The sequence below is a fragment of the Pseudomonas syringae group sp. 26L6 genome (assembly GCF_032587815.1).
Lineage (GTDB): Bacteria > Pseudomonadota > Gammaproteobacteria > Pseudomonadales > Pseudomonadaceae > Aquipseudomonas > Aquipseudomonas amygdali.
This window is the reverse complement of the sequence record NZ_JAWHPJ010000033.1, coordinates 55399-81847: the sequence shown is the minus strand read 5'-3', so window position 1 is coordinate 81847 and position 26449 is coordinate 55399. Positions and strand designations below refer to the sequence as shown.

Below are 26449 nucleotides of genomic sequence, written 5' to 3'. Positions count from 1 at the left end.
ACCGATGAACTCATCGCCAAGGTATTCGGCCGTTCTGGCCACCCTGTTGATGGTCCTGCTCGCAGCTTGCAGCGCAGTGCCAGGCACTTCCATGAAAACTGTCGCCGCTGCCCAGTCAGACCCGGGCGAAGGCGGTGTTCCCGCATTTTACATATGGCCGGATAAAGTGCCGTCGACACCGGGCCAACTGCTGCGCTCGGAACCGCTGACGGCTACGCAAAGCCTTGAGAATGCCGGACAGAATGTTCGCATCCTGTACACCTCAACAGACGGGCTCAACAACCAGCCAGTCGCAGTGTCAGGAGCCTTGTTCATGCCCAAGGGCACGCCGCCAAAGGGCGGATGGCCGCTGATGGCGTGGGCACATGGCACGGTTGGTAGCGCGGACATCTGTGCGCCTTCCTTTGCCGGGCGCAGTGATCGCGACACGCGCTATCTGAATGAATGGCTCGGGCGTGGCTATGCGATTGTGGCTACTGATTACCAGGGTTTGGGCACGCCGGGGCTGCACCCGTTCGGGCTGAGCAGTCCGCTGGCGTATGGCGTTCTCGACAGCATTCGGGCGGTTCAGAAAGCGGACTTCAATCTGTCTTCGCGGGTCGTTGTGTTTGGCCAGTCGCAAGGTGGCCGTGCCGCTTTCGCAACGGCCGTCTACCAGAAGACTTATGCGCCCGAATTGAACATTGTCGGTGTAGTCGCGACCGGGACGCCGTATCCGATGGCTCAATCGCGTGAGAAACATGCCGGACCGGACACCTTCCGCGATCAGGTCACGCCGTCGCTGGCCTATAACCTGTTGCGACTGAGCACTGCCGCACTGATCGACCCGTCGCTGCATCCTGCCGACTACCTGAGCGACCGCGCGAAGCCCGCGTTCGAAACCAGTCAGCGTGAATGCCTGCAAGCCATCGAGCGCAAGGTGGTCGCGGATGGACTGACATTCAACAACAGTTTCAAACGCTCACCCGATAAGGCGCTTGATCAGGTCAATCGCCAATCGGACTACCCGACGTTGAAGTCTGACATTCCGGTTTTTATCGGCACGGGGGGCAAGGATGTCATTTCACCTGTTCGCAGCCAGATCGCGCTGGTGAAAGACGCGTGTAAGGCCGGCGACCGCATCGAGTGGCATTACTACCCGCAGCTGGATCACTCGGGAGCGGTGAATGGCTCGCTGCCGGACTCGACACGTTTTGTCGAGAAAGCGTTTTCGGGGGAGTTTATGGCGGGGAATTGTGGGGCGACGCAGAGCGTCGCACGACAGTGAGATGATCGTTCCTCACGCTCCAGCGCAGGAATGCCTTGCGTGACGCTCCGCGTCACAGGTCTGCGCCGCGCCATATGCTCAAAAGAGGACGCAAAGCGTCCAGAACGGCATGCGACGCGTAGCGTCGCACGATAGTGATGTTATCGTTCCTCACGCTCCAGCGCAGGAATGCCTTGCGTGACGCTCTGCGTCACAGGTCTGCGCCGCGCCGCCTGTTCAAGACCGGACGCGGAGCTTCCAGAACGGCATGCGACGCGGAGCGTCGCACGATAGTTGGATTACGCAAGACACTCAGTGGGTCAGAACGCAGGCAGTACCGCGCCGTCGTACTTCTTGTTGATGAAGTCTTTGACTTCCTGGCTGGTCAACGCTTTCGACAGTTTTTCGATGGCGTCGGTGTGAGCGTTGTCTTCGCGGGTGACGAGGAAGTTCACGTACGGCGAATCGGCACCTTCGATGATCAGCGCGTCTTTCTTCGGATTGAGCTTGGCTTCCAGCGCGTAGTTGGTGTTGATCAGCGCAAGGTCAACCTGGCTCAACGCACGTGGCAGTACAGCCGATTCGAGTTCGCGGAATTTGAATTTCTTCGGGTTGCTCGCGATGTCTTTCGGCGTGGACAGGGCGTTGGTCGGATCCTTCAGGGTGATCAGGCCACCTTTTTGCAACAGCAGCAGTGCGCGGCCTGCATTGCTGCCTTCATTTGGAATGGCGATGGTTGCACCTTCAGGCAGATCAGCCAGTTTCTTGTACTTGCTGGAGTAGCCGCCGAACGGTTCAACGTGTACGCCCACGCCAGTCACCAGATTGGTGCCTTTGCCCTTGTTGAAGCCATCCAGATAAGGCTTGGTTTGAAAATAGTTGGCATCCAGACGCTTTTCGCTCAATTGAACGTTTGGCTGCACGTAGTCAGTGAAGACCTTGATTTCCAGGTCCACGCCTTCTTTGGCCAGGGTCGGCTGGATCAGCTTCAGGATTTCCGCATGCGGCACGGGCGTTGCACCGACCACCAGTTTTTCGCCTGCGTGAGCCAGGCCAATCGAGAACACAGCCGCCAGAGCGGTCATCAGAAACGTCTTTTTCATGCAATGTCCTTAGCGAAATCCGGGAGCGTCATCAGAAAATGACGCTTTATTACTCAATGGTTTGCCGTCGCGCGATCCAAACCCTGCGACATCATGCTGACATTACCGAGATTTTATATTCCGATAAAAGACTTTTTAATCGAGTACTTATATCTTTTTGTCTCAAGCCTTCACGCAGGGTTCTGCTCAAGCTGCGATGTCACCGTTTCGAGCAATCGCCGCAGCGCGCAAAGCTGCTCGCGATCCCCGCTGCTGACCAACAACCTGGCCTGACGCTCGATCAGCGTCAGCGGCGCGGCAATATCCGGCAGATTGATATCTTCAGCCCGAATTTCGTCGCCACTGCTGACCAGCAAGGCAAAGTGAATGACGTTCTCCAGCTCACGGGTGTTGCCGGGCCAGCTGTGGGCTTCAAGCGTGCGCTGCGCGTCTTCGCTGATCAGTTGCACAGGCAGGCTGAGGCGCTGGCTGTAGATACCGACAAAATATTCGGCCAGCGGCAGGATATTGCCCGGTTGCTCGCGCAACGCCGGCAGGTCAAGACGGCCCTCGCTCAGGTAGTGATAAAGCCGCTCGTGAAATTTTCCGGCAGCCACCGCCTGTGCCAGATCGATACTGGTGGCGGCTACCAGACGCACATCGACCGGGCTCGGCTGGTGCGCGCCCACTCGTGTGACTTCGTGGTTTTCCAGAGCGGCGAGCAGCTTGACCTGAATGGGCAGCGGCAAGTCGCCGATCTCATCCAGATACAAAGTGCCGCCGTTGGCCGAGCCAAACCAGCCGGCCCGACTGCTGACCGAACCGCTGTGCGCTCCGGCGGCATAACCGAACAACTCCGCATCGGCGTAAGTCGGGCTGATGGCACCGCAGTTGACTGAAACGAACAAGCCCGAGCGATCACTGCCGCGATGAATATGCCGCGCCAGTAATTCCTTGCCGGTCCCGGACTCGCCACGGATCAAGACCGGCAGCGAACGAGGCGCCAGCTGTTCCATTTCTTCTCGTAAACGGCGCGAGCGCGGGTCGATGAATACCAGCGCCTTGGCACGAATGCTCAGCGGGCTTTTTTCTGCATCGGGGAAAGTCAGCAGCGGCTGACCGAAATTTTCGTGAAGGCTCATGACACACTCCCGCCTGAGCCCTTGCGACGGCTCAAGCGTTTAAAAGACAGGACCCGTTGGGTCGATAAACAAGCTGCCGCTCATGCGCGACGACGCGCATGCTGCTCCAGACGGTTTTGCAGCCGGTACAGGTAGGCAAACCCCTGCTCCCAGCGCTGATGACCGGACTTGACGTTGATATGCCCGGCCTGACTCAGAAATCCGACTTCCGCCCCCCAGTGACGGGCCATTTCCATAGCGCGCTGAGAGCTGACCGCAGGGTCGTTGTCAGAGCTGACAATCTGTGTCGGAAACGGCAGTAGATCATTAGGGATCGGCGCAAAATTACGCAATGCAGGCGGGCAATTCGGACGCTCGACGTCGGCAGGTGCTACCAGCAACGCACCTTGCACCTGACGCAGGGTCTCCAGCGGTGCGAGTTGTGCCCAATGCGCGACTGTCACGCAACCCAGGCTGTGAGCGATCAGGATCACCGGCGTGCTGTGCGCTGCAATCGTGCGTTGCAACTCGCCCACCCAATCCTCACGGCGTGGTTTGAGCCAGTCGGCCTGTTCCACGCGCGTACTGTTGGGCAGGCTGTTTTGCCAGTGGGTCTGCCAATGATCATCAGGAGACCCTTGCCAGCCTGGCGCGATCAGATACCGGATCGACTCGTTATGCATGGATTCGCCTCCTGCATGTATGCGTTCATGAGACGAGTATAGGGATGGAAGTTATATTCGCTAAGGAATAAGAAGCTATTTATTAATTCCTAAAACGAATATCAGCTATCAGGCAAAAAAAGAAGCCGTCCCCTGCCTTCGAGGAACGGCCTCTAATAAAAAATCACTTTCAGAGCAGAGAATATCCGCAGTTCGTTACAGGATTACGACGGCCTCACGTTGCGGGAACAGTTCGAGAACCCGATTTATCAACGCTCAGCGCCACGGCCTCGTCGTTCTGCGGCACTTCGCGGGCGACGGTCCACACCACAATGGCGGCGACGATATCGAAAATCGCCAGTACCACAAACAGTGGGCTGTAGCCGATTTTGGTGACCAGCACACCGAACACCATGGTGAACGCTGCAGCGCCCAGAAAACCGAACATCCCGCCCATGCCAGTCGCCGTGGCCACCTCGTTTTTGCCGAACGAATCCGAGGTGATCGAGTACAGTGCGCCCGACAGTGTCTGGTGCGCGAAACCACCGATGCACAGCAATGCGATAGCGGTGTAAGGGCTTTCGACCAGCCCGATACAGGCCGGGCCGATCATGCATGAGCAGCCGAACAGCATGACCATCTTGCGGGATGTGAACAGCGAAACCTTGCAGTATTTGTGAAACAGCGGGCTCAGATAGCCACCCAGTACACAGCCGATGTCAGCCGCCAGAAACGGCAGCCAGGCGAACATCGCGACTTCCTTGATGTTCATGTGCCGCTCGGTCATCAGGTACAGTGGGATCCATGCGTTGAAGGTTTGCCAGGCCGGCTCGGACAGGATGCGCGCCGAAGCGATAGCGTAGAAATTGCGGTTCTTGAACAGGCGTTTCCAACTGCCTTTCTGGGCAGGTGCATCCTTGAGACGCGATTCCTGGCCGCTGAGAATATAGTCACGCTCGGCATCGCCCAGACGCTTCTGGTCACGCGGGTGCTTATACAACAGCAGCCATAGCCCGCTCCACACGATACCCAGACCACCGACAATCAGAAACGCCAGCTCCCAGCCACTTTGCAGGATGGCCCAGACCACCAGCGGGGGCGCAAGCAATGCGCCGAACGACGAGCCAATGTTGAACCAGCCGATGGCAACCGAACGCTCCTTGGCCGGAAACCATTCGGTCGTGGCCTTGACGCCTGCCGGCAGGCCCGCCGCTTCGGTCAGCCCGAGCATGCCACGGAAGATGGCCAGGCTCTGCCAGCCGGTTGCGAACGCTGCGGCAGCGCAGGCAGCCGACCAGGCAATGGCAAAAATCGCAAAACCCATTTTGGTGCCGATGGCGTCGATAATGTAGCCCGCCACCGGCTGCATGATGGCGTAGCACAGCTGCCAGGCGACGACGATGTGCGCGTACTGCTCGGTGGAAATACTCAGTTCGCTCATGAGCGTCGGCGCTGCGACGGACAGCGTGTTGCGTGCAAGGTAGTTGACGACCAGGCCAGCTGTTACCAGCCCCACCATCCACCACCGAATGCCTTTTATTTTCATCTCTTCACCCTGTTTATTTTTAGATTGGCGATGAGCGTCCCGCGGCCATGACCGTGAGGCGGCTGGTTTTATGTAACTTCAGATTACGGGCGTTTCAGGCAAGGTTATCGAGGTAATTCGCCGACAATCGTGCGAAAAAGTCGAAAAAACGGGGGATATAAACTTTTTTATTGCCTGAGAAATCAGACTGGTCATGGACTTGTTACTCTTTGAATTATTTTTGTGGTTGTAATTTTCTGCAAGTCTTAGGTTGTCGTACAACATGGCGCATTTATAGTCATTTGCCATGCCAGTGTCAAATGACATCAACGCTCGGCTTCCTCAGGAAAAGGGCCCGCGGAGGTTTACTGAAAAGGCTCGGTTTTTTTGTTATACGACAACTGCTTGGTCGAAGCGTATTCATAGGCCGCTTTGACCTATTCAGCGCTGCCCGACGCCCCTGACACGTGACGATTGCCGCCCGATGGCAAGAAACGTGTCTAAAGACTTGTACAACTGTCACAAAAGCTTTCATTCTTGGTCACGGCGTCAGGCAACGGAAATGCCCCGCGAAACCATGTCGGCACAGCCCGACGCTGAATCACCTCATGTCAGGGAGAGGCGTCCACATGCCTGAGCCAAGCAGTCTCGCCAGCTGGACCCCTGCATTGCGCAAGCAGCTCGATGCCTTGGGCGTGGATAGCAACGCGTTGTGCCAGAGCGCTGGCATAGACCCGAATATGCTGGGTGATCCCGGCGCACAGTTTCCCTCAGACATCACCGCCGACCTCTGGCAGCGAGCGGTACAGGCCTGCCTTGATCCAACCCTGGGTTTGCGTGTCTCGCGCTTTGTCAGCCCCACGTCGTTCCACGCGCTGGGCTATACGCTGGTGGCCAGCGGTTCACTGCGTGAGGTTTTCGAACGCATCGTACGTTACCGCTCAATGGCTGAGGACTCTCTGGAGCTGGACTTCAGAACGGTGGGCGAGCGCTATGAATTCCGCTTCGGCACGCCGAAATCGTGTCAGCTACCCGCTCATGAGTTGCTGGATGCATTCGCCGCCATTTATGTGCGCACCTGCCGCAACCGGTTAGGCAGGGGCTACGCGCCGCTGGCGGTGCATCTGCAACGTCCCGCACCTGATAATCCGCAGCCCTGGCAGGATCTGTTCCGCTCGCCGGTGATGTTCGCGGCGCAAGAGAACTTGCTGGAATTTGGCGGTGATCAGTTCGACAGCCACCTGGATGACGGCCCGGTACAGGTAAACGGGCAGGAATCCAGGGGCGATCCGTTACCTTCGCTGATCTGGGAGCAGCGCGTTCGCTCGGCCATCGAAACCCTTCTGCCGGATGGCGAACCCACCGTCAGAACCATCGCCGAAGCCCTGCACCTGAGCACCCGCAGTTTGCAACGTCATCTGGCCGACGAGGGCTGCTGTTACGACCTGCTGCTCAATCAATGCCGCCAGAACCTGGCATTGCTGCACATGAACGATCCGCAAAGCTCGCTGAGCGAAATCGCCTACCTGCTGGGCTTTACCGACACCACCAGCCTGAGCCGCGCCTTTAAACGCTGGACCGGACTGACACCAGGGCAGTATCGCAACGGATTGGTGCGCTGAGTATGAGGAACGATCATCAACTATCGTGCGACGCTCCGCGTCGCATGCCGTTCTGGACGCTCTGCGTCCTCTCTTGATTAAGCGGCGCGGCGCACACGCAAGGCATTCCTACGCTGGAGCATGAGGAACGATCTTCAACTATCGTGCGACGCTCCGCATCCGACCCTATAGGGTAGTGGCGGGCTCAATCCGCGCCAGCTCAGGCAAATCTCCCGACAACCCCAACGCTTCGCGCACGAACAGTGCCTTGGCTTCGGGCATCCGGTTGACCATTTTCAAACCGGTATTACGCAACCAGCGCAGTGGCAATTGGTTGGCCTGAAACAGCCGTTCGAAGCCTTCCATTGCGGCCATCAGCGCCAGGTTGTGCGGCATGCGACGACGCTCGTAGCGGCCCAGCACGCGCAGGTCAGACCAGCGTTCACCACGCCCGGCAGCGTGGGTCAGGACTTGCGCCAGCACGGCTGCGTCGAGAAAGCCCAGGTTCACGCCCTGCCCGGCCAGCGGGTGAATGGTATGTGCCGCATCGCCAATCAACGCCAACCCCCTGGCAACGTAACGCTTGGCGTGACGCTGACGCAGTGGCACACAAACGCGCTCATCGGCAGACACTACCTGACCCAGACGCCCCTCGAATGCCTGCTCCAGTTCACGACAGAACAGGTCATCTTCCAGCACCATCAGGCGCTCGGCTTCAGCCGGTGTGACTGACCAGACAATAGAGCACCAGTACTCGCCCTCGCGCTCCAGTGGCAGAAAAGCCAAGGGGCCGTCGTCGGTAAAACGCTGCCAGGCAGTTTTCCTGTGGGAATCAGCGGTGCGCACACTGGTGACGATAGCGTGATGCAGGTAATCCCACTCACGGGTCGGCGTTTCGGTCAGGCGGCGCACCGCAGAATTGGCACCATCGGCGGCAACCACCAGCGGTGCGCGCAACTGGCGACCGTCGGCCAGGGTCAGCAGCCAGTCATCTCCGGAGTGGCGCATCTGCTCCAGCCGCGCATTGGCCAGCAAGCCGATGTCACTGTCATGCAGGCGATCGAGCAACGCATCCTGCACCACGCGGTTCTCGACGATATGGCCCAGCACATCAGCATGCACGCTGGAGGCAGAGAAGTGAATCTGCCCGGTGCCGCTGCCATCCCAGACCTGCATGTGCGCGTACGGGCTGATGCGACGGGCCGCGATGCCTTCCCATACGCCCAGCCGCTGAAGAATTCGCTGACTGGCTGTCGACAAGGCACTGACCCGTGGCTCGAAAGCCGAGTGTTGGTCAAAGGGTTTGACGCTCAGCGGCCCACCGTCGACCACCAGAACATCAAGACCGCTGCCCTGCAACGCCAGAGCAAGGGCGCTGCCGACCATTCCGGCTCCGACAATCAGCACATCTGCGCGCGTTTCCATGGTCAAACCGTTCTCGCTTGCGGCCGCAGCCGTGTGTTTAAAGTGTGTGATTCACACATCGGATCGAGTCCCCAGGCCCATGGCCTGGCGGGCAAACCAGCGCTTGGCGGCTGGCAACAGGTCCAGGCCCAGCAACCCGACGTTACGCCCGGTGGCAACCGCCGACCGGGAGCTGCCGAACAGGCGTGTCACCTTGTCGGAGAAACCCACGGTCAATTGCTGATCATGACGCTGACGCTCACGGTAGAGCTGCAGAGTAGACAACTCACCGGGCGGCGCGGCGCTGTCCAGCAGCGTCTCGGCCAGTGCATCGGCGTCACGCAAGGACAGATTGAACCCCTGCCCGGCAACCGGATGCAGGCTGTGCGCCGCATTACCCAGAATCACCAGATGCGAACGCACCTGCTCTTCGGCCTCGATCAGCGCCAGGGGGTAGACATGCCGCGCACCGACCTGACGCAGCGTGCCCAGGCGATAGCCAAACACGCCCTGCAGCTCTTCCAGAAAACTGCGGTCGTCCAGCTCGGCCAGGCGCTGGGTATCGTTGCCCGGACGCGTCCAGACCAGCGCACAGCGGTTTTCCGGCAATGGCAGCAGCGCCATCGGCCCGTCCTCGGTAAAACGTTCGAACGCCTGCCCGCAGTGAGCTTCGCTCGGCGTGATATTGGCAATCAGCGCATGCTGGTCGTAGGGCCGTTGCCGCACTCCAATACCCAGCTGCTCGCGCAGGCTGGAGCGACCGCCATCGGCCAGCACGGCCAGATCACAATCCAGCTCGGTTTCGTCACTCAGGCTCAGGCGATAACCATCGGCCAGCGGCTGCATGTGCCTGACCTCGGCCGGCACACGCCAACTGACGACATCCCGATCCAGCCCCGCCCACAGTGCTTGACCGAGCCAGGCGTTCTCGACCACGTAGCCGAGCGCCGGAACACCCTCTTCGATCGCAGACAAACGGGTCGCGCCGAAGCGGCCACGGTCCGAGACCTGAATTTGCAGAATCGGCTCGGCGCGGCGGGATATCTGCTGCCAGAGGCCAAGCCGCTCATAGATGCGTCGCGAGCCGAACGACAGTGCCGAAGAACGCGCATCGTAGCTGGGCTGCCAGGCTTCACCCGGCGCAAAGGGTTCGATGAGCACGATCTTCCAGCCACGTGCCCTGGCACCGGCCTGAAGTGAAAGCGCGAGACTTGCACCCACCAATCCGCCGCCGACGATGGCGATATTAAAGCGGCTCATGCGACCTGTGCCTTTGCAGCCGCCATCAGCGCCTCGATCTCGGCGACGGTCTTGGGCACGCCACCGGACAGAATTTCACAGCCCTGCCTGGTTACAACCACGTCGTCTTCGATTCGCACACCAATACCTCGCCATTTCTTCGCGACGTCCAGATTGTCGGGGGATATGTAGATCCCGGGTTCAACAGTCAGCGTCATGCCGACCTCCAGTACACGCCACTCGCCGCCGACCTTGTATTCGCCGACGTCGTGCACATCCATGCCCAGCCAATGCCCGGCACGGTGCATGTAAAACATCTTGTAGGCCTCGCTCTCGATCAACTGATCGACGTCGCCTCGCAGCAAACCCAGCTCGACCAGACCTGCGGTAATAACCTGGACCGTCGCTTCGTGCGCCTGGTTCCAGTGCTTGTCGGGGCTGATGGCCTCGAAAGCCGCATACTGAGACTTGAGCACCAGCTCGTAGATCGCTTTTTGCTCGGGAGAAAACTTGCCGCTCACCGGAAACGTCCGGGTGATGTCACTGGCATAGCAGTCGATTTCGCAGCCCGCATCGATCAGCACCAGATCGCCATCCTTGAGAACCGCATCGTTCTGCTGGTAATGCAGGATGCAACCGTTGCGCCCCGAGGCGACGATTGAGCCGTAGGCCGGCATCTTCGAACCGCCCTTGCGAAATTCGTAATCCAGCTCGGCTTCCAGGCTGAACTCGTGCAGTCCTGCGCGACAGGCCTGCATTGCTCGCACATGGGCACGCGCAGAGATGTCCGCCGCGCTGCGCATGACTTTGATTTCCGCCGCCGATTTGTACAGGCGCATGTCGTGCAACAGATGATCCAGCGCGACAAATTCCTTGGGCGGCTGAGCACCGAGGTGCGCCTTGGAGCGGATCACGTTGATCCAGTCCATCAGATGCCGGTCGAATTCAGGGTTGCTGCCCATCGCCGAATAGACCCGGTCACGGCCCTCGATGAGGCCCGGCAGAATTTCGTCGATGTCGTTGATCGGGAATGCATCGTCCGCACCGAAATCGCGGATCGCGCCTTCCTGTCCGGCGCGCAGACCTTCCCACAATTCGCGCTCGGGGTTGCGTTCACGGCAGAACAAAACGTACTCGCCATATTCGCGTCCGGGAATCAGCACCACCACCGCTTCCGGCTCGGGAAAGCCGCTCAGGTACTGAAAGTCACTGTCCTGCCGGTAGACATGCTCGACATCACGATTGCGAATGGCAACCGCCGCAGCAGGCAGGATGGCAATGCTGTCAGGCTCCATCTGAGCCATCAGAGCCTTGCGGCGGCGGGCGTATTCGGACTTCGGGATCTGAATCATGGGCAGCAGGAGTCCTGATGGAGTCTACCGGGCCGCACTGTCGTCAGCGCGGGCCGGTGTCGCAGTGATGGGCAATCAGTGCAGAGAAGGCTTGGGTTGCGGCGCAGCAGGCTCATTGAATTCGGTGAACAGCAACAATGGCGCTACGCGCATGTATTCCATGACTTCCATATAGTCGGTCTCGCCGTCTTCGGACTCGTCCAGTGCGTCCTGAACCTGGGCAATGGCCGCCAGATCCTCAAGAACATCCTTGGCTTCAGTGCCGAGCGTCTTGTCGCCAATGGCCAGACCGAAGCCTGCCAGAAACCCCTGACACCATTGGCCCAGCGCGGCAGCACGCTCGGTCAGCGGCTCATCGTCGCCCGGCAGCAACAGCACGACGGTCATGTCGTCACCGGTGAGTTCGCCCTTGACCATCTCTTGCAAGCCGATAAGCGCCTGGCGGATATTGTCTTGCGGCTCGGTTTCCAGCAGCACCGAAGCATCGGCAAACCAGCCTTCGTTATCGAAACCGGCACCTGCGCAACTGCGCCCCAGCAGCAGGCCATGCAGCTCGGCAGGGGATACCTGGTGACCGCCACTGTTAAGCAGAGTGGCGAACGCTTTGTACGGAGAATTCTGAATGGGCATGGGTAGCTAGTCGCCAAACGGCGCAATGTCTAGAATGAAGGCCTTGTATCCTAGACTATCCGCGCGACAAGATCACCCGGACGGCGGTTCGAGCTTGAGCACAAGCATCGCCTCCCCTGCCATTCATCAGAAAGTATTCAGTGGAAAACAATGGAAGACACCGACCTGCAAGCGCTGATGAAACGTGTGGAGCTGCTCCTGAAGTATGCCGAGCAACTTAAAGGCCAAAATGCAATCCTATTAGCTCAGGAAAAGACCTGGCGCGAGGAACGCGCCCAACTCATTGAAAAAAACGAAATCGCCCGGCAGAAGGTCGAGTCAATGATTTCGCGCCTCAAAGCCCTGGAGCAAGACTCATGAGCAATGGCAACAGCGTTACCGTTCAGATCCTCGACAAGGAATACTCGATCATCTGCCCTCAGGAAGAGCGCACCAACCTGGTCAGTGCCGCCCGTTATCTGGACGGCAAGATGCGTGAAATCCGCAGCAGCGGCAAAGTCATCGGCGCCGATCGCATCGCCGTGATGGCCGCGCTCAACATCACTCACGACCTGCTGCACAAGGAACATTTGCCTGACGTACAGACTAGCGGTTCGACTCGCGAACAGGTCCGCGATCTGCTCGACAAGGTCGATCTGGTGCTGGCCACAGACACGCCCGGCACACCGGATTCAACTCGGGGCTGATTATTGCGAGGCATTTCTGTATACTCGCGCTGCTCCCTGGAGTGCTTGCCAGTCGGTCATGTCCCTGAGCCGATACGCACAACCACGGGGGTTGCACGTTGGGGTTGGTGTGCATGTCCGCTCGACGGAAAGCCTTAAAACCTCCTGCAATCTCCACCTTGAACTTTCGGGTTCAAGGGCTAAACCGACAGCGGTTCGTCGGGGAGTCCACATTCAGTTCGTTGCCAGCCCTGCTGTCTGGCAACGACGATTCTGCTCTGGTTTCAACCCCCTTCCCGGATCAGCCTGCATGACCTTCTGCTCATGACCAGCGCCCAATCGCTCACCCGTCCGCAACTGCGCCGCCAGCTACGCAAGGCACGCAGGGCGCTGACTCGCAGCCAGCAACGCGAAGCCGCCCGCGATGTTTACCGACAATTGGCGCAGCACCCGCTGTTTCGACGTGCCCGGCATGTTTCGCTATACCTGCCGATGGATGGCGAGATCGACCCGCGGCTGCTGCTGCGTGAAGCACAACGACGCGGCAAGGCCACTTACCTGCCAGTGCTCAATGCATGGCCGCGCACGCGCATGGTTTTTCAGCGCGTGCGTCCAGGCGAGAAATTCATCCCCAATCGCTTCCGCATTCCCGAGCCTCTCATCAACCGCGCGAAACAACGCCATGTGTGGGCACTCGATCTGGTGCTTATGCCATTGGTAGGGTTCGATAACGAAGGCGGTCGCCTGGGCATGGGCGGAGGGTTTTATGACCGAAGCCTGGCGTATCTGGCGCGCAGGAAGGCCTGGCGCAAACCGGTTCTGCTCGGGCTGGCTCACGAATGTCAGAAAGTGGATCGACTGGCGCAGGCCAGTTGGGATGTACCGCTACAAGGCACGGTATCTGATAAAGGCTGGTATCTGACACAGATACTCTGATCGTTCAGCCAACAGGGCAATCAACGATCAGAGCAGAAGCAGGGCTTAATGCCTGCCGGGGACTTTTTGCTGTTGTTGAGTGATCTCGACTGGAGCGTCATCCTTGCTGGTCCACAAGCTTTGCGCATAACCGGTTGTCACGACACCCAAGCCAAACAGAATAACCAGAATCCAGAGTAAATCAGGCTTGCGTTTCATTGACTGCCCTCCTTAGGCAAATCAATACGATGTCAGCATCGGTTTTTGTATAGGCCGTGCAACAGCGTGGAGCTTTAAAGGGCGGCATTTTGCGGTAACGTGAACCAGTACGCAAATAGTGGCGCAAGCCGACTGTCGGTTTGTGATCAAACTGTCGGTAATACCGTGAACTTTTGTCTCTGGAGAGAGAGCAATGGCCTATTGGCTGATGAAGTCCGAGCCTGACGAATTCTCGATCAGCGACCTGCAAAACCGGGGTAACGCTCGCTGGGACGGGGTGCGCAACTATCAGGCGCGTAATTTTTTGAGAACCATGGCAGAGGGTGACGAATTCTTTTTCTACCACTCCAGTTGCCCGGAGCCGGGAATCGCCGGCATCGGCAAAATCGCCAAAGCCGCTTATCCAGACCCCACTGCGCTGGACCCCGACAGCCACTATCACGACGCCAAGGCCACCGCGGATAAAAACCCGTGGAGTGCCATAGACGTCGAGTTTGTGGATGTCTTCAAGAGCGTGCTGGGGCTCGGTTATCTGAAACAACAAAGCCAGCTGGAGCAACTGCCTCTGGTGCAAAAAGGCAGTCGGCTTTCAGTGATGCCCGTCACCGCCGAACAGTGGGCGGCGATCCTGGCACTGCGCTGACACGCGTTATTGAACGATGAAGTTATTGAACAGCAAGTCTTCGACAATCGGCTTGCCTTCTTCATCGTTCATGACGCGTTGCACCTGCTTGAGCGCTTCCTGACGAATGTTTTCCTTCGCTTCAGCACTGCTCATGGAATCAACCGTCTGCTGAGTGAACAGCGACACCAGTTGATTACGGATCAAGGCGTCATTGCGCTTCACCGCCGCCTCGGCATCGGCACCCGTTACACGCAACGCGATGTCAGCCTTGTAGACGCGCAGCTTGGGGCCGCCATCCAGCGCGTAGTTGCCCACGAACGGTGGCGTCAGCGAGACATAGGCCGCTTTGGGCGGGCCGCCTTCTTCCTTGGCTTCCTCTTGCGCCATGACAGGCAATGACAAGGCCAGCAATACCAGAATCCACGCTTTCACAGTCCACTCCTTAATACGGTTTGCCACGTAGCTTACAGCTTATGTGTGCTTATCAGGCCGGGCCATGCTTGTTGACCCGAGAACCCACTTAACTCACTTTATCGGCCATTACCGAAAAAGGAATAGCCTAATGAAAGCCCTGTTATGCAAAGCCTTCGGTCCGGCCAGCACGCTGGTGCTTGAAGACGTGCCTGGCCCCGAGATCAAAAAGAACGAAATCCTCCTCGACGTACACGCCGCCGGGGTCAACTTTCCCGACACGTTGATCATCGAGGGCAAATACCAGTTCAAGCCACCCTTCCCTTTCTCGCCGGGTGGCGAGGCCGCCGGCGTGATAGCGGCCGTCGGTGAAAAGGTGTCCCATCTCAAACCCGGCGACCGCGTGATGGCCCTCACCGGCTGGGGCAGTTTTGCCGAGCAGGTCGCTGTACCCGGTTACAACGTACTGCCGATACCGACGAGCATGGACTTCACCAGCGCTGCGGCGTTCAGCATGACCTACGGCACCTCCATGCACGCGCTCAAACAACGCGCCAACCTGCAAGCCGGCGAAACCCTGCTGGTGCTCGGCGCATCCGGCGGCGTGGGCCTGGCCGCCGTGGAAATTGGTAAAGCCCTCGGCGCCCGCGTCATCGCCGCCGCCAGTAGCGCGGAAAAACTTGAAGTCGCCAAAAACGCAGGCGCAGACGAACTGATCAATTACAGCGAAACCAGCCTCAAGGACGAAGTAAAACGTCTCACCAACGGCAACGGCGCCGACGTCATCTACGACCCGGTCGGCGGCGACCTCTTCGACCAGGCCATCCGCGCCATCGCCTGGAACGGCCGCCTGCTGGTCGTCGGCTTCGCCAGCGGCCGCATCCCGGACCTGCCCGTCAACCTGACCCTGCTTAAGGGCGCATCGGTGGTCGGCGTGTTCTGGGGCTCGTTTGCGCAGAGACAACCGCAGGACAATGCGGCGAACTTCAAGCAGCTGTTTGCGTGGTTTGAAGAAGAGAAATTGAAGCCGCTGGTGTCAACGGTTTATCCGCTGGAAAAGGCCGGGGAGGCGATTGATTTGTTGGGTGAGCGCAGGGCTGTGGGGAAGGTGGTGGTTTTGGTGAATTGATACCTTGAGCCTGTACTATTAAGTAAATCGTTAGTATCAAGTCGAAACTGTTAAGAAAAATATATATCTACACCACCTAACCACTCTTGAGGAAATACTGTATCGCCATACACAAACAAGGACTTAATGTATGGCAGACCAAAACCCTAATGAACAAGAACAAAAGCATCTATACGTAGTACCTAACATGGGAGGTAACAAAAGCGTAAATACCAGTATTACTGGACCTGGAAGTAACACGGGCGGCGGAATTGAAGTAAAGGTCAGCCCTCAGCATACCGGCGCCCCTGATGCTACTCACGGATCCAGAACACGCCAGGGTGGCGATTGGTCGTTCGGCTTCAACAGTGGAACTGGTGGTGGCTTCAATGGAGGACTCAGCGGCGGCTTTGGTGGCTCAAGTAGTAAAAGAGCCAAAAAACGCGCCCGCGCTCGCGCTCAAGCCAGATCAGAAGCTCAGGCTTCGGCCCAGCGGCAAGCGGAAGAACACGCGGCCCACCTCGCAAGAGTAGACGCTGAGGCACATGCCCAGGCAATGGCAGAAGCCGCCGAGCGAGAACGTATTGAAGCGCAAGTACGTGCACAGGCCGAAAAGGATCAGGCTCATCGACTGGCTCTTGAAGCGCTGACGAATGCCTACCCGTCGTTACAATCTGGATTTGCACAAAACTATTTACTGGCTTCTGCGTCGCTGCCGAATACTCTTCAAAAAGAAATAGCGCCGGGTCATGACCTGAATGTTGATTACCCAGGCGACAAGCAGGCTCTTGAGCTGATACTTCAGAAAAAACCAGCGTTAACTACTTACTCGCAACCAAACAGCCTTTACTGGAAGAGCGTCGCACTCAGGCTATTAGTCTGACCGGTCAAGAACTTGACCATGCCACACAAAAGGACCACCTCAACTATTTGGTGTACTTCAGCCAGGGTGATCCTCTACGTGTGCAGCAGGCCCATGAAGCGTGGGTAAACGCGTTATCTCAAACCTACCAAGCAAAGCTTCTTGCCGAGTCGGTCACGCTGCTCAATGAACAATCAGCAGCACTTTCCATGCGCCATGCTGAACTGTCGCTAGCCGATAAAACGGCGAGTCAGGATGCAGATCGGACATCATCCCGACAGGCCGCTGGCATCAACAAGCTGTGGTCAGTTATTGCCCCCGCGTCAACCACCACCGCAGCACCGGGCATCAGGACCGTTGCGACCAACATCGCGAAAGACCAGCTCATCAGGATCGCGACCAGAACGCTTGGCAGCAATCTGGTCACCTTGCTGGCGATGTATCCACAACCGTTGGGCGACTCAGAGCTGCCGCCTGCTGTGATCGCCACACCTCTGTCGCAGCTCAACCTGCCACCGCATATTGATCTGCAGTACCTTGCCAGCGTCAAAGGCACGCTGGATGTGCCTCATCGACTGACGTCCGATGGAGCTGGCGCAAGCGGCGCTGCACGCTGGGTAGCTGCGGATGGTGTGAAAGTAGGTACCAAGGTTCGCGTAAGAACTTTCACCTATAACGCACTGAACAATTCCTACGAGTTTATCCGAGACGGGGAATCGACACCGGCCCTTATATGGACGCCAATAGCACAACCGGCGGACAGTTCGACAAGCTCACCCGCAGGGCCACCCGCGTTGCCGAAAGATCCAGGCAACGTGGTGACACCTTTTGTACCCGAGCTTGAAGCTTACCCGGCGATTGATCGAGATGATCCTGATGATTACATTCTCATATCGCCGATTGATTCAGGGCTGCCGAATAGCTACCTGCTGTTCAAGGACCCGAGGTCGATCCCGGGGGTTGCGAGTGGGTTTGGTGAGCGCATAACAAACACTTGGTTAGACGCTAGGACTCGGGCTGAGGGGGCTCCAATTCCTTCTCAAGTTGCAGATCAATTGCGTGGGGTACGCTTCAGCAATTTCGGCCGTCAGAGAGAATCCATCTGGAAAGCTGTGGCAAATGACTCAGAAATCAGTCAACAGTTTAGTCAGCGGAACCTGCAATTAATGAAGGCCGGTAACGCACCGCATCCAAAATTAGAAGATCAGGTAGGACGGCGTACAAAATTCGAGATTCACCACAAGGAAGAAATTGCAAACGGCGGGGCGGTGTATGACGTAGACAATCTAGTCATCATGACACCAAAACAACATATAGAGCATCATAGGAACCGTTCACAATGATTATGAAAGAAAAAATTGAAGATTACACTGAAGAAGAGTTTCTTGATTTTTTGAGGGAGTTCTCTCCCGAGCGCAACAAGCTTGAAGGGAAAGAATATGGGGCATATGTCGACGTATTGTTGCAGCATTTCATTAAAGTGACCGAACACCCCGCACAGTCGGACGTAATATTTTATCCTGAGGAAGGCCAAGAGGACAGCCCCGAAGGAGTTCTGAAAGTAATCAAAGAATGGCGAGCTAAAAATGGCAAGCCTGGATTCAAAAGTTAAGCCCTCCATAAACTAACAGCTCAAACACTATAAAAAGGAAATCATCCATGGAAGAATTACATCATCACCTTCAGCAATTACCTGGCTTTCTGCAAGCCGAGCTTGCGGCTCACGTCGGCGACTGGAACGGAACACGTTACATCGATATAACCGATAAACACATACACGCTATCAATCATCTGGTTGCCAGCAAACGTGCGCCCTTGCGACAGGACCACATCGACAATTCGTATTTTTTGTGGGGCACTGCCCCCTGGGATAAATCGTCTCTTGAGTTAAACGCACAGATGCGGGGTATGCCAAGCGGAGTGCCCACTGATTTTTACTATATGACGGGAGACGCCCGCTTTCATATGGAGAGCATCCGCTTTCTAAACGAACTCAAAGGCAATCTCGAGTCGCTGCATGCTCGGCTAATAGAACAGGAACGCGAGTATAACGAGCGCATGGCCCAAGAAGCCGCACACCGCCAAGCCGAAGAAGCAGCGCGCGCAAGAGCCGAGGCTGAAGCGGCAGCTCGACGACTCGCGGAGGAACAAGCAGCGCAGCAGCGGGCCATAGAGGCCGCGTTACAACTTGCACAGCGTCAGGTCGAAGAAGCCAAGCACGCTTTGGCCTTACGCAACGCCGAGGAAGCTCGCGCTAAAGAGGCCGAATCCCGCCATGCGGTCGAGGTGACATTTGGACCTGAAGCATCGCGAGAAATCGATAATGCAATCAAGGTACTGAGAGGCACTATCGAAATCGCGATCACAGACTTCTCGAACGCGATCAACGCTCACGGCGCGCTCGGACTGAGCCAGCTTGAAACAATTCAACATATGAACGCCACTCACTAATCTTTCGCGACAAGGCCGGGACCAAGGCGATGACGCTTTGGTCCCGGCACTGTGCATCAAGTGGAACTGACACAAGGCATCAAAACAGACCTGATCGCTACTCAAATCATGCTCGACCCTGACCTCCGCCTCCTTGAAATAACTGATAGCAACTTCGCCGTTAACACGATTAAAGCTGTGAGAAAATAGCCGCTTTCCCGACTCGGGCCTTGCTTGTTACGGACGACTTGATTTTGTCAGCATTAACGCCGCCGACCGAGCCTGACTTGGCTTACCAGGTAACGCAGACTGTTTTGGCCACGGCGGATATGCCGACAGCTTATGACTTTTCCACTCTAGACAAAGATTATTGCATCCCTCACCCGACCTCAGGAGAGTTGAGCTTCGGTTACATTTCTATGTACGAAAGCCGCAACCTGACCTTGCCAGGCGGAGAAATTTATTTGCGTGTAGGTAAGCATTTCGGCTTCAGTAGCGGTTTTGGAGTCAACCACATTTGGCAGGGGCACGGTCATGAACTGGCCAAGTCTGGCTGCAAAACCATTCAGGATGTATCTGCATTTGTTGCCGGAATTTTAAGTGCAGGTGCACAGATTTATTGCGAGGGTTATCAGACGCGTGATGGGCATCGACTTACGGTCATACGCAATGCCAGAGGGTGCGCAATTTTGTCGCCACAAGAAGAAGCTGAACGAGGATTTTTCTACTCGGTGGTCACCGCCTACAAAATACTTAGGAGGCGACCGGCGATCAAAGTAGGGACTCTGAAACCAAAAAAAGCGCCATAGGCGCCTTTTTCAGAGTACGAGAGGGCTGGTAGTCGCAGCGCTTGCTTAGCACGTCCAGACACGAGGCCTGAAAGGGGTCGAAAGCCAACCGTTGTCGCCAGTTGCCGCTACCGCACGAGTGACGCCTCGCACAATCCACACCTGCTCGCCGGTATCGTCATTGAATCGAGCAGGCCCTGCTCTTATTGAGCCCTCGCGAGCATTCTGATGAAACACAGGGTCGTCGTCAACCACAGGGCTGCATTCTGAAACTGCTTTGATACTGGCACTTCGCTGATGCCCCGCCCTTCCTACAACACCTTCCTCACATTCTCCGGCAAATAATCCACATACTTACGCATCGGATTCTTTTGACATTGGGCGATAATGCCCGGCGCCGCCTCCAGCAGCTCAACAACCAATGCCTGACGCTCGTCCAGGGTGAGAAATTGCTCTATGACCGGACCGCTCGACAGGTACAGCTCTGTCCGCATTAGCGCATCCGGCTTGACGTCCTTGCGCCATTTGCGACCCTCGAACATTTCCCTGTTCAACTGCCAGCACAACTCCTGCTTCAGCTCGGCATTGGCTGTCAGCGGCGGGTTGCTGTGTGGTCGCCCTGTGAAGGTAAACGTGACTGTGACTGCTTCGCCCTCGGGATGAGAGGCCGGTGGGTCCCAGGGTTCAAAGGTCCATAGTTCAACAGCACTTCGGGTCAGGCTGATGAACCTCGGATCAGTTGCCCCCCGCACTTCAAGAAAGCGCACGCCGCCATCGGCCTGAATGAAAATCCTGACGGTGACACTGTTTTTTACCAAGGCATAACGCATCGACGCCGGATAGTCCGGCTCCGGCATATACAACGGTACCGGATACGACGGCAACGCCTGTGCTGTCCCCGCCGAGAGTAACCCCGCCAACACGATCACACTCAGCACGCGGCTCATTCGCTGCCCTCCGCTTGCTCGGCCAACCCGACCATCAATACCTTGACCGGCCCAGGCAGGTAATCCCCATATAGATGATCCGGATTGCTTCTGCAGTTGCTCACTACCGCAGGTATCGACGCTCCGAGCAATTCAAGCAACGCCTTGCGCTGGGGCTCGCTGCGCTGGTGGGCAACATGACTGCCGAACAGCGCCTGCCCGGTGTACCAGAACACGTCGACTTTACTCAGCGGCTCTTTGGGATAGTCCTGGCGGGCGGATTTCACTTCGTGGTTGAGGTAACCGCAACGGATATTGCCCAAGCCGACGGTGACTTCGGTATTGAAACGCCTATAGCCATGGGAGCCGAAAATCACCGGCACGGTGATCGTGGTCATGGGCGGCGCGCCGACTGTTCCGACCCAGGGTTTGTAACGCCACTGGCGGAGCGCCTGCTCCACCGCTTCGGCGAGTTGCGGGTGGCCGCTCTCTACGGCCCTGACTTCGCGGACCTGACCGTCGGACTTTATCCACAGCTGTGCCCGGACCTTGCCTGCGTAGCGGGTCTTGACCAGTTCAGGAGGAAACACCGGTGCTGGCGTGTACACCGGCACCAGAAATGACTCCGTCGCGCCAACGTGCGGGGCCAGTGCGACGGCAATCATGAAGGCGGAAATTCTCATTGTTGTAAGGGCTCATCGTCGTGGTGCGCCGCTGCGGCGCAATGACGACGATGGTAAAAGCCTGCCGAAAGGCCAGTAAGCACGCGTCTTCCGATACGCCTGTAGGACCCATCCCAAACTTTTGAAACACATACAAACGCTCGCCAAATGTTCATAAAAGAACAGAAAAACGTCTGTATCTCCTACAAAAATCAGTCCGAAGGCACTGCTTTTTTCTGTAATGAAAATGTAATATTCGCATTCGCAAAAAAACAATAATCAGGAGCTTCTCCATGTTTGGGTTTTTCCGCCCCGCCAGGCATCAGGCACCCCTTCCCGAAGAAAAGGTCGATAGCACTTATCGGCGTCTGCGCTGGCAGATCTTCGCAGGCATCTTTATCGGTTATGCCGGTTACTACCTGCTGCGCAAGAATTTCTCGCTGGCGATGCCGTATCTGATCGACGAAGGCTATACGCGTGGCCAGCTGGGCGTGGCGATGTCGGCCATCGCGATTGCCTACGGCTTGTCGAAATTCCTCATGGGGATCGTTTCGGACCGCTCCAACCCGCGGTACTTCCTGCCCTTCGGCCTGCTGGTATCTGCCGGGATCATGTTCATCTTCGGCTTCGCGCCGTGGGCGACGTCCAGTGTCACGATCATGTTCGTGCTGCTGTTCATCAATGGCTGGGCACAGGGCATGGGCTGGCCGCCAAGCGGGCGGACGATGGTCCACTGGTGGTCGCAGAAAGAGCGCGGCGGCGTGGTGTCGGTGTGGAACGTGGCGCACAACGTTGGCGGCGGCCTGATTGGCCCGCTGTTCCTGCTTGGCATGGGCTGGACCAACGACTGGCACGCAGCATTCTATGTGCCGGCAGCCGTTGCGCTGCTGGTGGCGGTATTTGCTTTCGCCACCATGCGCGACACCCCGCAATCGGTGGGCCTGCCGCCTATCGAGCACTACAAGAACGATTACCCGGAAGGCTACGATGCCAGCCACGAAGAGGAATTCAGCGCCCGGGAAATCTTCGTCAAATACGTGCTGCGCAACAAGTTCCTGTGGTACATCGCGATGGCCAACGTGTTCGTTTATCTGCTGCGCTACGGCGTGCTGGACTGGGCCCCGACCTACCTGAAAGAAGCCAAGCACTTCACGGTCGACAAGACCTCATGGGCCTATTTTCTTTACGAGTGGGCAGGTATTCCGGGCACGCTGCTGTGCGGCTGGATGTCGGACAGGATCTTCAAGGGTAATCGCGGCCTGACCGGCATGGTGTTCATGTTTCTGGTGACCATTGCCACGCTGGTGTATTGGCTGAACCCTGAAGGCAACCCGACCGTCGACATGATCGCGCTGGTGTCTATCGGTTTCCTGATCTACGGCCCGGTCATGCTGATCGGCCTGCAGGCGCTGGAACTGGCACCGAAGAAGGCAGCGGGTACGGCAGCCGGCTTTACCGGGCTGTTCGGCTACCTGGGCGGGTCGGTCGCGGCGAGTGCTGCGATGGGCTACACGGTCGACCACTTCGGCTGGGACGGCGGCTTTGTGCTGCTGATCGGCGCGTGCATTCTGGCGATGGCATTCCTTGCGCCGACGCTGCGGCACAAACAGGTCGCCAGCACCTCGCGCGATACCAAGGACTGACCCAAAGGCCGGTCAGGCGGTCTCTGACTTGCAGCGCTTGAGCCGCGCCTCCAGATTCAGGTCTGGCATGGCGTGGCTACGCAGGGCCTTGGCCGTCTGTTCCACGTACTCGCGAGTGGTTCCATAGCGCCCGCTGGCGCTGGCCAGCACCTGGCTCAGCACGCTGTCGGGCAGGTTGCCAGCGTAGCTGGGCAAATGCCGTTCCAGCACGAAGCCCAGCGCCTGTACTTTCCTGCCGTCTTCAAGGCGGCAATTGAGCCAGTGCGGGCGATACGACGGATACGGCATCTCACGCTCCCACAAGGCCAGCAGCGATTTCTCCAGGCATTCATCCGGCAGGCGATAGGCAAAGCCGGTGCATGAACCGCCGCGATCCAGCCCGAATACCAGGCCTGGCACCTCAGGCGTACCGCGATGTTCGTGCGACCACAGGTAAAGCCCACGGTGATAACCGTGCACTCGACCGCGCTGGCTCTCTACCGCAGTGCACTCGGGACGCCAGATTAGCGAGCCGTAGGCGAACAGCCAGACCGGGCCGCCTTTGTGAAGACGCATGGTGGCGTCCATGGATGCGAGCAGTTGCTCGCGGGTAAGCTGCGGACCCAGATCGATAACGGGCGGGTACGTCAGCCCAAGGCCGTCATGCACTGCAGCGGCCAACTCGTTGATTGGATTCTCCATTTGCCCCCCTGACAGTCTGGCTGTCAGTTTTTACCGAGCCCCGCTGACTCGCTCGTGGGTGAGCGGCATCAGGGTGTCGTGGTTCGGTTGTTGCCACAGACCAAAGGCCTGCCTCTACAAAAAGTTGTCTGGCGGCGAATTGACATCGCCGTAAGCTATAAGCAGCTGAAGCAATTTACACTCCAGTTATGCAGCCGTCAGTCCGGCGTTACGGACGCGGTGCGTAGGCGAATACGTCTGCGCGCATCTGGTGAGCGTCCATTCCGGCACTGACAAGAGCGTCCAGCGTTCCGTAAACCATGGCAGGCGAGCCGCTGGCGTAGACGTAAACCGCCGACAGGTCCTTGATGTCTTCGCAAACTGCCTCGTGCAGCAGACCACAGCGCCCTTCCCAGCCACACAGGTCACTGACGACCTTGTGCAGGAACAGGTTCGGCAGTGCCGTCCACTCATCCCAGTGGCTGACCTGGTAAAAATCCTCGGGCCGACGCACGCCCCAGTACAAATGCACCGGATGACTGAAGCCTGCTGAGCGACAGTGCTCAAGCAAACTGTTCATTTGCGCCATACCTGTACCGGCAGCGATCAGTACCAACGGCCCGTCCGGCAGCTCGGCAAGGTGGGTATCGCCAAACGGCAGCTCGACCCGCGCCATTTTGTTGCGTTGCAGTTGCTCGATCAGGCTGCGCGCACTGTCTTCACGAGCCAGTACATGCAGCTCCAGATCACGGCCACTGTGCGGTGCCGATGCGATGGAGAATGCCGACTTCTCGCCATTCTCCCGCTCGATCATCAGGTACTGTCCAGCGTGATAACGCGGTGGTTTGCCTGCCGCGGCGCGCAAGCCTACCCGCCAGACATCGCCACCGATTTCGACACACTCGCTCAACTGGCAGGCAAAGCTGCGCACCGGCAGTTCACCCTTGGCCAGCACGCCATCCCAGAGCACAACACAATCTTCAAGCGGCTCTGCTACACACGTATGAATCTCGCCGTGATCAAGCTCCTGACCCGACTGCATCACCCGCCCCTCGACCAGCAAGGCCGAGCAGATATGACAGTTACCGTTACGACAGCTCTGCGGGCATTCATAGCCCAGACGCTGCGCAGCATCGAGAATCCGCTCGCCCGGCAGGGTGTCCAGCACCGCACCTGACGGCTGCAAGGTTACGCGCATCAGTCTATTCCCAACTGAGTCCAGATCTCGTCCACGCGGCGTGTGGTGGCTTCGTCCTTGACGATAGCCCTGCCCCATTCACGCGTGGTCTCGCCTGGCCATTTGTTAGTGGCGTCCAGGCCCATTTTCGATCCCAACCCGGACACCGGAGAGGCAAAATCGAGGTAATCGATAGGCGTGTTATCGATCATGACCGTGTCGCGCTTGGGGTCCATGCGGGTGGTGATGGCCCAGATCACGTCATTCCAGTCACGAGCATTGATGTCGTCGTCGGTGACGATCACGAACTTGGTGTACATGAACTGGCGCAGGAACGACCAGACCCCCAGCATCACGCGCTTGGCATGACCGGGGTACTGTTTCTTGATGGTCACCACCGCCATGCGATACGAGCAACCTTCGGGCGGCAGGTAAAAATCGACGATCTCCGGAAACTGCTTTTGCAGAATCGGCACGAACACTTCGTTCAGCGCGACGCCCAGAATGGCGGGCTCATCCGGTGGACGGCCGGTGTAGGTGCTGTGGTAGATCGGCTTGATACGGTGCGTGATGCGCTCGACGGTCAACACCGGAAAGCTGTCGACTTCGTTGTAATAGCCGGTGTGGTCGCCATAAGGCCCTTCGTCGGCCATCTCGCCCGGATGAATTACGCCTTCGAGCACGATCTCGGCGCTGGCCGGGACTTGCAGATTGCTGCCACGGCACTTGATCAGCTCGGTGCGCGAGCCACGCAACAGCCCGGCGAAGGCATATTCGGACAGGCTGTCCGGTACTGGCGTCACGGCACCGAGAATGGTCGCCGGGTCAGCGCCCAGCGCGACGGCAACCGGATAAGGTTCGCCGGGATGCTTGGCGCACCAGTCGCGAAAATCCAGCGCGCCGCCACGATGGCTGAGCCAACGCATGATGATCTTGTTGCGGCCAATGACCTGCTGACGGTAAATGCCGAGGTTCTGCCGCTCCTTGTTCGGGCCCTTGGTGACCGTCAGGCCCCAGGTAATCAGCGGTGCGACGTCGCCCGGCCAGCAGGTTTGCACGGGCAGCATGCCGAGATCGACGTCATCGCCTTCGATGACAATCTCCTGGCAGGGTGCATCCTTGACCACCTTGGGGGCCATGGCGATGACTTTGCGGAAGATGGGCAGCTTGGACCAGGCATCTTTCAGGCCCTTGGGCGGCTCGGGTTCTTTCAGAAACGCCAGCAGCTTGCCGATTTCACGCAGCTCACTGACCGCTTCGGCGCCCATGCCCATGGCTACGCGCTCTGGCGTGCCGAACAGGTTGCCCAGCACCGGGATATCAAAACCGACCGGTTTTTCGAACAGCAGGGCCGGGCCCTTGGCACGCAAGGTACGGTCACAGATTTCAGTCATTTCCAGCACAGGCGAGATCGGCATCTGGATGCGTTTCAACTCTCCGCGCTGCTCAAGCTGCTGCACGAAATCCCTAAGATCTTTGAATTTCATTAACCCGGC

General features: G+C 57.9%; 26 protein-coding genes, 1 other RNA gene and 1 pseudogene. 13 read left to right on the top strand and 15 right to left on the bottom strand.

Annotated elements, in window-relative coordinates:
* Positions 1-4: 4 nt before the first annotated feature.
* Complete coding sequence (locus RYA97_RS17025; RefSeq protein ID WP_044295684.1) at positions 5-1267, top strand: lipase family protein; 1263 nt, start codon at positions 5-7, stop codon at positions 1265-1267.
* Positions 1268-1566: 299 nt separating this feature from the next.
* Here RYA97_RS17025 and RYA97_RS17020 read toward each other — a convergent pair whose 3' ends face one another.
* The 4 genes from RYA97_RS17020 to RYA97_RS17005 form a co-directional block, all read right to left on the bottom strand.
* On the bottom strand, positions 1567-2349 hold the full coding sequence (locus tag RYA97_RS17020) for a MetQ/NlpA family ABC transporter substrate-binding protein (RefSeq protein ID WP_016982740.1): 783 nt from the start codon (positions 2347-2349) through the stop codon (positions 1567-1569).
* Positions 2350-2519: 170 nt separating this feature from the next.
* Positions 2520-3470, bottom strand: a complete 951-nt coding sequence (locus RYA97_RS17015) for a sigma 54-interacting transcriptional regulator (RefSeq protein ID WP_005744770.1) — start codon at positions 3468-3470, stop codon at positions 2520-2522.
* Positions 3471-3550: 80 nt separating this feature from the next.
* Complete coding sequence (locus tag RYA97_RS17010; protein ID WP_316892740.1) at positions 3551-4132, bottom strand: alpha/beta hydrolase; 582 nt, start codon at positions 4130-4132, stop codon at positions 3551-3553.
* Between the two features lie 214 nt (positions 4133-4346).
* Positions 4347-5630, bottom strand: coding sequence for an MFS transporter (locus RYA97_RS17005; protein WP_162882944.1), 1284 nt, complete (start codon positions 5628-5630; stop codon positions 4347-4349).
* A gap of 635 nt (positions 5631-6265) precedes the next feature.
* Between RYA97_RS17005 and RYA97_RS17000 the strand changes: the two genes are divergently transcribed.
* Positions 6266-7258, top strand: coding sequence for an AraC family transcriptional regulator (locus RYA97_RS17000; RefSeq protein WP_117140206.1), 993 nt, complete (start codon positions 6266-6268; stop codon positions 7256-7258).
* Positions 7259-7423: 165 nt separating this feature from the next.
* On the opposite strand, the gene RYA97_RS16995 is transcribed toward RYA97_RS17000, so the two are convergent.
* The 4 genes from RYA97_RS16995 to RYA97_RS16980 all read right to left on the bottom strand — a co-directional run bounded on the left by RYA97_RS16995 (position 7424) and on the right by RYA97_RS16980 (position 11862).
* Positions 7424-8662: a 2-octaprenyl-3-methyl-6-methoxy-1,4-benzoquinol hydroxylase gene (locus tag RYA97_RS16995; RefSeq protein WP_316892738.1), complete on the bottom strand. Its 1239-nt coding sequence runs from the start codon at positions 8660-8662 to the stop codon at positions 7424-7426.
* Positions 8663-8713: 51 nt separating this feature from the next.
* Entirely contained in the window at positions 8714-9901 is a 1188-nt protein-coding gene (gene ubiH, locus RYA97_RS16990) for a 2-octaprenyl-6-methoxyphenyl hydroxylase (protein ID WP_117140204.1), read from the bottom strand.
* Positions 9898-11232: a Xaa-Pro aminopeptidase gene (gene pepP, locus RYA97_RS16985; protein ID WP_117140203.1), complete on the bottom strand. Its 1335-nt coding sequence runs from the start codon at positions 11230-11232 to the stop codon at positions 9898-9900. Before pepP ends, ubiH begins: the two co-directional genes overlap by 4 nt.
* 75 nt (positions 11233-11307) lie before the next feature.
* Entirely contained in the window at positions 11308-11862 is a 555-nt protein-coding gene (locus tag RYA97_RS16980) for a YecA family protein (protein WP_004655142.1), read from the bottom strand.
* 150 nt (positions 11863-12012) lie between these two features.
* On the opposite strand from RYA97_RS16980, the gene RYA97_RS16975 reads away from it, so the two are divergent.
* From RYA97_RS16975 to RYA97_RS16960, 4 genes are all read left to right on the top strand, one after another.
* A complete protein-coding gene (locus tag RYA97_RS16975; RefSeq protein ID WP_004655143.1) occupies positions 12013-12222 on the top strand; it encodes a TIGR02449 family protein in 210 nt (69 codons plus the stop codon).
* Entirely contained in the window at positions 12219-12548 is a 330-nt protein-coding gene (locus tag RYA97_RS16970) for a cell division protein ZapA (protein ID WP_003317331.1), read from the top strand. Before RYA97_RS16975 ends, RYA97_RS16970 begins: the two co-directional genes overlap by 4 nt.
* Positions 12549-12578: 30 nt before the next feature.
* A non-coding RNA gene (gene ssrS / locus RYA97_RS16965) (6S RNA) lies at positions 12579-12757 on the top strand.
* 94 nt (positions 12758-12851) lie between these two features.
* Positions 12852-13463, top strand: a complete 612-nt coding sequence (locus RYA97_RS16960) for a 5-formyltetrahydrofolate cyclo-ligase (protein ID WP_005778569.1) — start codon at positions 12852-12854, stop codon at positions 13461-13463.
* Between the two features lie 45 nt (positions 13464-13508).
* On the opposite strand, the gene RYA97_RS16955 is transcribed toward RYA97_RS16960, so the two are convergent.
* The gene (locus RYA97_RS16955; protein ID WP_004655149.1) at positions 13509-13661 is read right to left on the bottom strand and encodes a hypothetical protein; all 153 of its coding nucleotides are present in this window, start codon (positions 13659-13661) and stop codon (positions 13509-13511) included.
* Between the two features lie 193 nt (positions 13662-13854).
* On the opposite strand from RYA97_RS16955, the gene RYA97_RS16950 reads away from it, so the two are divergent.
* Positions 13855-14304 (top strand): EVE domain-containing protein, encoded by a 450-nt coding sequence (locus tag RYA97_RS16950; protein ID WP_010192464.1) that lies wholly within the window; start codon positions 13855-13857, stop codon positions 14302-14304.
* A 6-nt stretch (positions 14305-14310) separates the two neighbouring features.
* Here RYA97_RS16950 and RYA97_RS16945 read toward each other — a convergent pair whose 3' ends face one another.
* Positions 14311-14718, bottom strand: a complete 408-nt coding sequence (locus RYA97_RS16945; RefSeq protein WP_002551568.1) for a flagellar basal body-associated protein FliL — start codon at positions 14716-14718, stop codon at positions 14311-14313.
* A gap of 130 nt (positions 14719-14848) precedes the next feature.
* Between RYA97_RS16945 and RYA97_RS16940 the strand changes: the two genes are divergently transcribed.
* From RYA97_RS16940 to RYA97_RS16920, 5 genes and pseudogenes are all read left to right on the top strand, one after another.
* Positions 14849-15826, top strand: coding sequence for an NADPH:quinone oxidoreductase family protein (locus RYA97_RS16940; RefSeq protein WP_010192459.1), 978 nt, complete (start codon positions 14849-14851; stop codon positions 15824-15826).
* Positions 15827-16361: 535 nt separating this feature from the next.
* Positions 16362-18010, top strand: a pseudogene (locus RYA97_RS16935) (S-type pyocin domain-containing protein).
* On the top strand, positions 18007-18279 hold the full coding sequence (locus tag RYA97_RS16930; RefSeq protein WP_016982320.1) for a bacteriocin immunity protein: 273 nt from the start codon (positions 18007-18009) through the stop codon (positions 18277-18279). The pseudogene RYA97_RS16935 and the gene RYA97_RS16930 overlap by 4 nt, the downstream one beginning before the upstream one ends.
* Positions 18280-18326: 47 nt before the next feature.
* Positions 18327-19118, top strand: coding sequence for a hypothetical protein (locus tag RYA97_RS16925; protein ID WP_005778559.1), 792 nt, complete (start codon positions 18327-18329; stop codon positions 19116-19118).
* A gap of 209 nt (positions 19119-19327) precedes the next feature.
* Positions 19328-19906, top strand: coding sequence for a hypothetical protein (locus RYA97_RS16920; protein WP_223886826.1), 579 nt, complete (start codon positions 19328-19330; stop codon positions 19904-19906).
* A gap of 290 nt (positions 19907-20196) precedes the next feature.
* On the opposite strand, the gene RYA97_RS16915 is transcribed toward RYA97_RS16920, so the two are convergent.
* Positions 20197-20832 carry a hypothetical protein gene (locus tag RYA97_RS16915; protein WP_005778557.1) on the bottom strand — a complete coding sequence of 212 codons (636 nt, stop codon included), beginning with the start codon at positions 20830-20832 and terminating at the stop codon, positions 20197-20199.
* The gene (locus RYA97_RS16910; RefSeq protein WP_011167426.1) at positions 20829-21494 is read right to left on the bottom strand and encodes an energy transducer TonB; all 666 of its coding nucleotides are present in this window, start codon (positions 21492-21494) and stop codon (positions 20829-20831) included. The genes RYA97_RS16915 and RYA97_RS16910 overlap by 4 nt, the downstream gene beginning before the upstream one ends.
* A 272-nt stretch (positions 21495-21766) precedes the next feature.
* On the opposite strand from RYA97_RS16910, the gene glpT reads away from it, so the two are divergent.
* Positions 21767-23116, top strand: coding sequence for a glycerol-3-phosphate transporter (glpT, locus tag RYA97_RS16905; RefSeq protein ID WP_002551564.1), 1350 nt, complete (start codon positions 21767-21769; stop codon positions 23114-23116).
* A gap of 12 nt (positions 23117-23128) precedes the next feature.
* On the opposite strand, the gene RYA97_RS16900 is transcribed toward glpT, so the two are convergent.
* From RYA97_RS16900 to ubiD, 3 genes are all read right to left on the bottom strand, one after another.
* A complete protein-coding gene (locus tag RYA97_RS16900) occupies positions 23129-23797 on the bottom strand; it encodes a gamma-glutamylcyclotransferase (protein WP_002551563.1) in 669 nt (222 codons plus the stop codon).
* Positions 23798-24005: 208 nt separating this feature from the next.
* Positions 24006-24974, bottom strand: a complete 969-nt coding sequence (locus tag RYA97_RS16895; RefSeq protein ID WP_005744793.1) for a CDP-6-deoxy-delta-3,4-glucoseen reductase — start codon at positions 24972-24974, stop codon at positions 24006-24008.
* On the bottom strand, positions 24974-26440 hold the full coding sequence (gene ubiD / locus RYA97_RS16890) for a 4-hydroxy-3-polyprenylbenzoate decarboxylase (RefSeq protein WP_002551561.1): 1467 nt from the start codon (positions 26438-26440) through the stop codon (positions 24974-24976). Before ubiD ends, RYA97_RS16895 begins: the two co-directional genes overlap by 1 nt.
* Positions 26441-26449 lie beyond the last annotated feature (9 nt).

What these genes read in the sequence shown, in the direction of transcription:
- RYA97_RS16895 (WP_005744793.1), bottom strand. Translation starts at nt 24,974, where the DNA reads ATGCGCGTAACCTTGCAGCCGTCAGGTGCGGTGCTGGACACCCTGCCG.
- RYA97_RS16980 (WP_004655142.1), bottom strand. Translation starts at nt 11,862, where the DNA reads ATGCCCATTCAGAATTCTCCGTACAAAGCGTTCGCCACTCTGCTTAAC.
- RYA97_RS17005 (WP_162882944.1), bottom strand. Translation starts at nt 5,630, where the DNA reads ATGGTGGGGCTGGTAACAGCTGGCCTGGTCGTCAACTACCTTGCACGC.
- pepP (WP_117140203.1), bottom strand. Translation starts at nt 11,232, where the DNA reads ATGATTCAGATCCCGAAGTCCGAATACGCCCGCCGCCGCAAGGCTCTG.
- RYA97_RS16995 (WP_316892738.1), bottom strand. Translation starts at nt 8,662, where the DNA reads ATGGAAACGCGCGCAGATGTGCTGATTGTCGGAGCCGGAATGGTCGGC.
- RYA97_RS17020 (WP_016982740.1), bottom strand. Translation starts at nt 2,349, where the DNA reads ATGAAAAAGACGTTTCTGATGACCGCTCTGGCGGCTGTGTTCTCGATT.
- RYA97_RS16930 (WP_016982320.1), top strand. Translation starts at nt 18,007, where the DNA reads ATGATTATGAAAGAAAAAATTGAAGATTACACTGAAGAAGAGTTTCTT.
- RYA97_RS16925 (WP_005778559.1), top strand. Translation starts at nt 18,327, where the DNA reads ATGGAAGAATTACATCATCACCTTCAGCAATTACCTGGCTTTCTGCAA.
- RYA97_RS16970 (WP_003317331.1), top strand. Translation starts at nt 12,219, where the DNA reads ATGAGCAATGGCAACAGCGTTACCGTTCAGATCCTCGACAAGGAATAC.
- RYA97_RS17000 (WP_117140206.1), top strand. Translation starts at nt 6,266, where the DNA reads ATGCCTGAGCCAAGCAGTCTCGCCAGCTGGACCCCTGCATTGCGCAAG.
- RYA97_RS16975 (WP_004655143.1), top strand. Translation starts at nt 12,013, where the DNA reads ATGGAAGACACCGACCTGCAAGCGCTGATGAAACGTGTGGAGCTGCTC.
- glpT (WP_002551564.1), top strand. Translation starts at nt 21,767, where the DNA reads ATGTTTGGGTTTTTCCGCCCCGCCAGGCATCAGGCACCCCTTCCCGAA.
- RYA97_RS16960 (WP_005778569.1), top strand. Translation starts at nt 12,852, where the DNA reads ATGACCAGCGCCCAATCGCTCACCCGTCCGCAACTGCGCCGCCAGCTA.
- RYA97_RS16950 (WP_010192464.1), top strand. Translation starts at nt 13,855, where the DNA reads ATGGCCTATTGGCTGATGAAGTCCGAGCCTGACGAATTCTCGATCAGC.
- RYA97_RS16910 (WP_011167426.1), bottom strand. Translation starts at nt 21,494, where the DNA reads ATGAGAATTTCCGCCTTCATGATTGCCGTCGCACTGGCCCCGCACGTT.
- RYA97_RS17010 (WP_316892740.1), bottom strand. Translation starts at nt 4,132, where the DNA reads ATGCATAACGAGTCGATCCGGTATCTGATCGCGCCAGGCTGGCAAGGG.
- RYA97_RS16940 (WP_010192459.1), top strand. Translation starts at nt 14,849, where the DNA reads ATGAAAGCCCTGTTATGCAAAGCCTTCGGTCCGGCCAGCACGCTGGTG.
- ubiD (WP_002551561.1), bottom strand. Translation starts at nt 26,440, where the DNA reads ATGAAATTCAAAGATCTTAGGGATTTCGTGCAGCAGCTTGAGCAGCGC.
- RYA97_RS16900 (WP_002551563.1), bottom strand. Translation starts at nt 23,797, where the DNA reads ATGGAGAATCCAATCAACGAGTTGGCCGCTGCAGTGCATGACGGCCTT.
- ubiH (WP_117140204.1), bottom strand. Translation starts at nt 9,901, where the DNA reads ATGAGCCGCTTTAATATCGCCATCGTCGGCGGCGGATTGGTGGGTGCA.
- RYA97_RS16915 (WP_005778557.1), bottom strand. Translation starts at nt 20,832, where the DNA reads ATGAGCCGCGTGCTGAGTGTGATCGTGTTGGCGGGGTTACTCTCGGCG.
- RYA97_RS16955 (WP_004655149.1), bottom strand. Translation starts at nt 13,661, where the DNA reads ATGAAACGCAAGCCTGATTTACTCTGGATTCTGGTTATTCTGTTTGGC.
- RYA97_RS17015 (WP_005744770.1), bottom strand. Translation starts at nt 3,470, where the DNA reads ATGAGCCTTCACGAAAATTTCGGTCAGCCGCTGCTGACTTTCCCCGAT.
- RYA97_RS17025 (WP_044295684.1), top strand. Translation starts at nt 5, where the DNA reads ATGAACTCATCGCCAAGGTATTCGGCCGTTCTGGCCACCCTGTTGATG.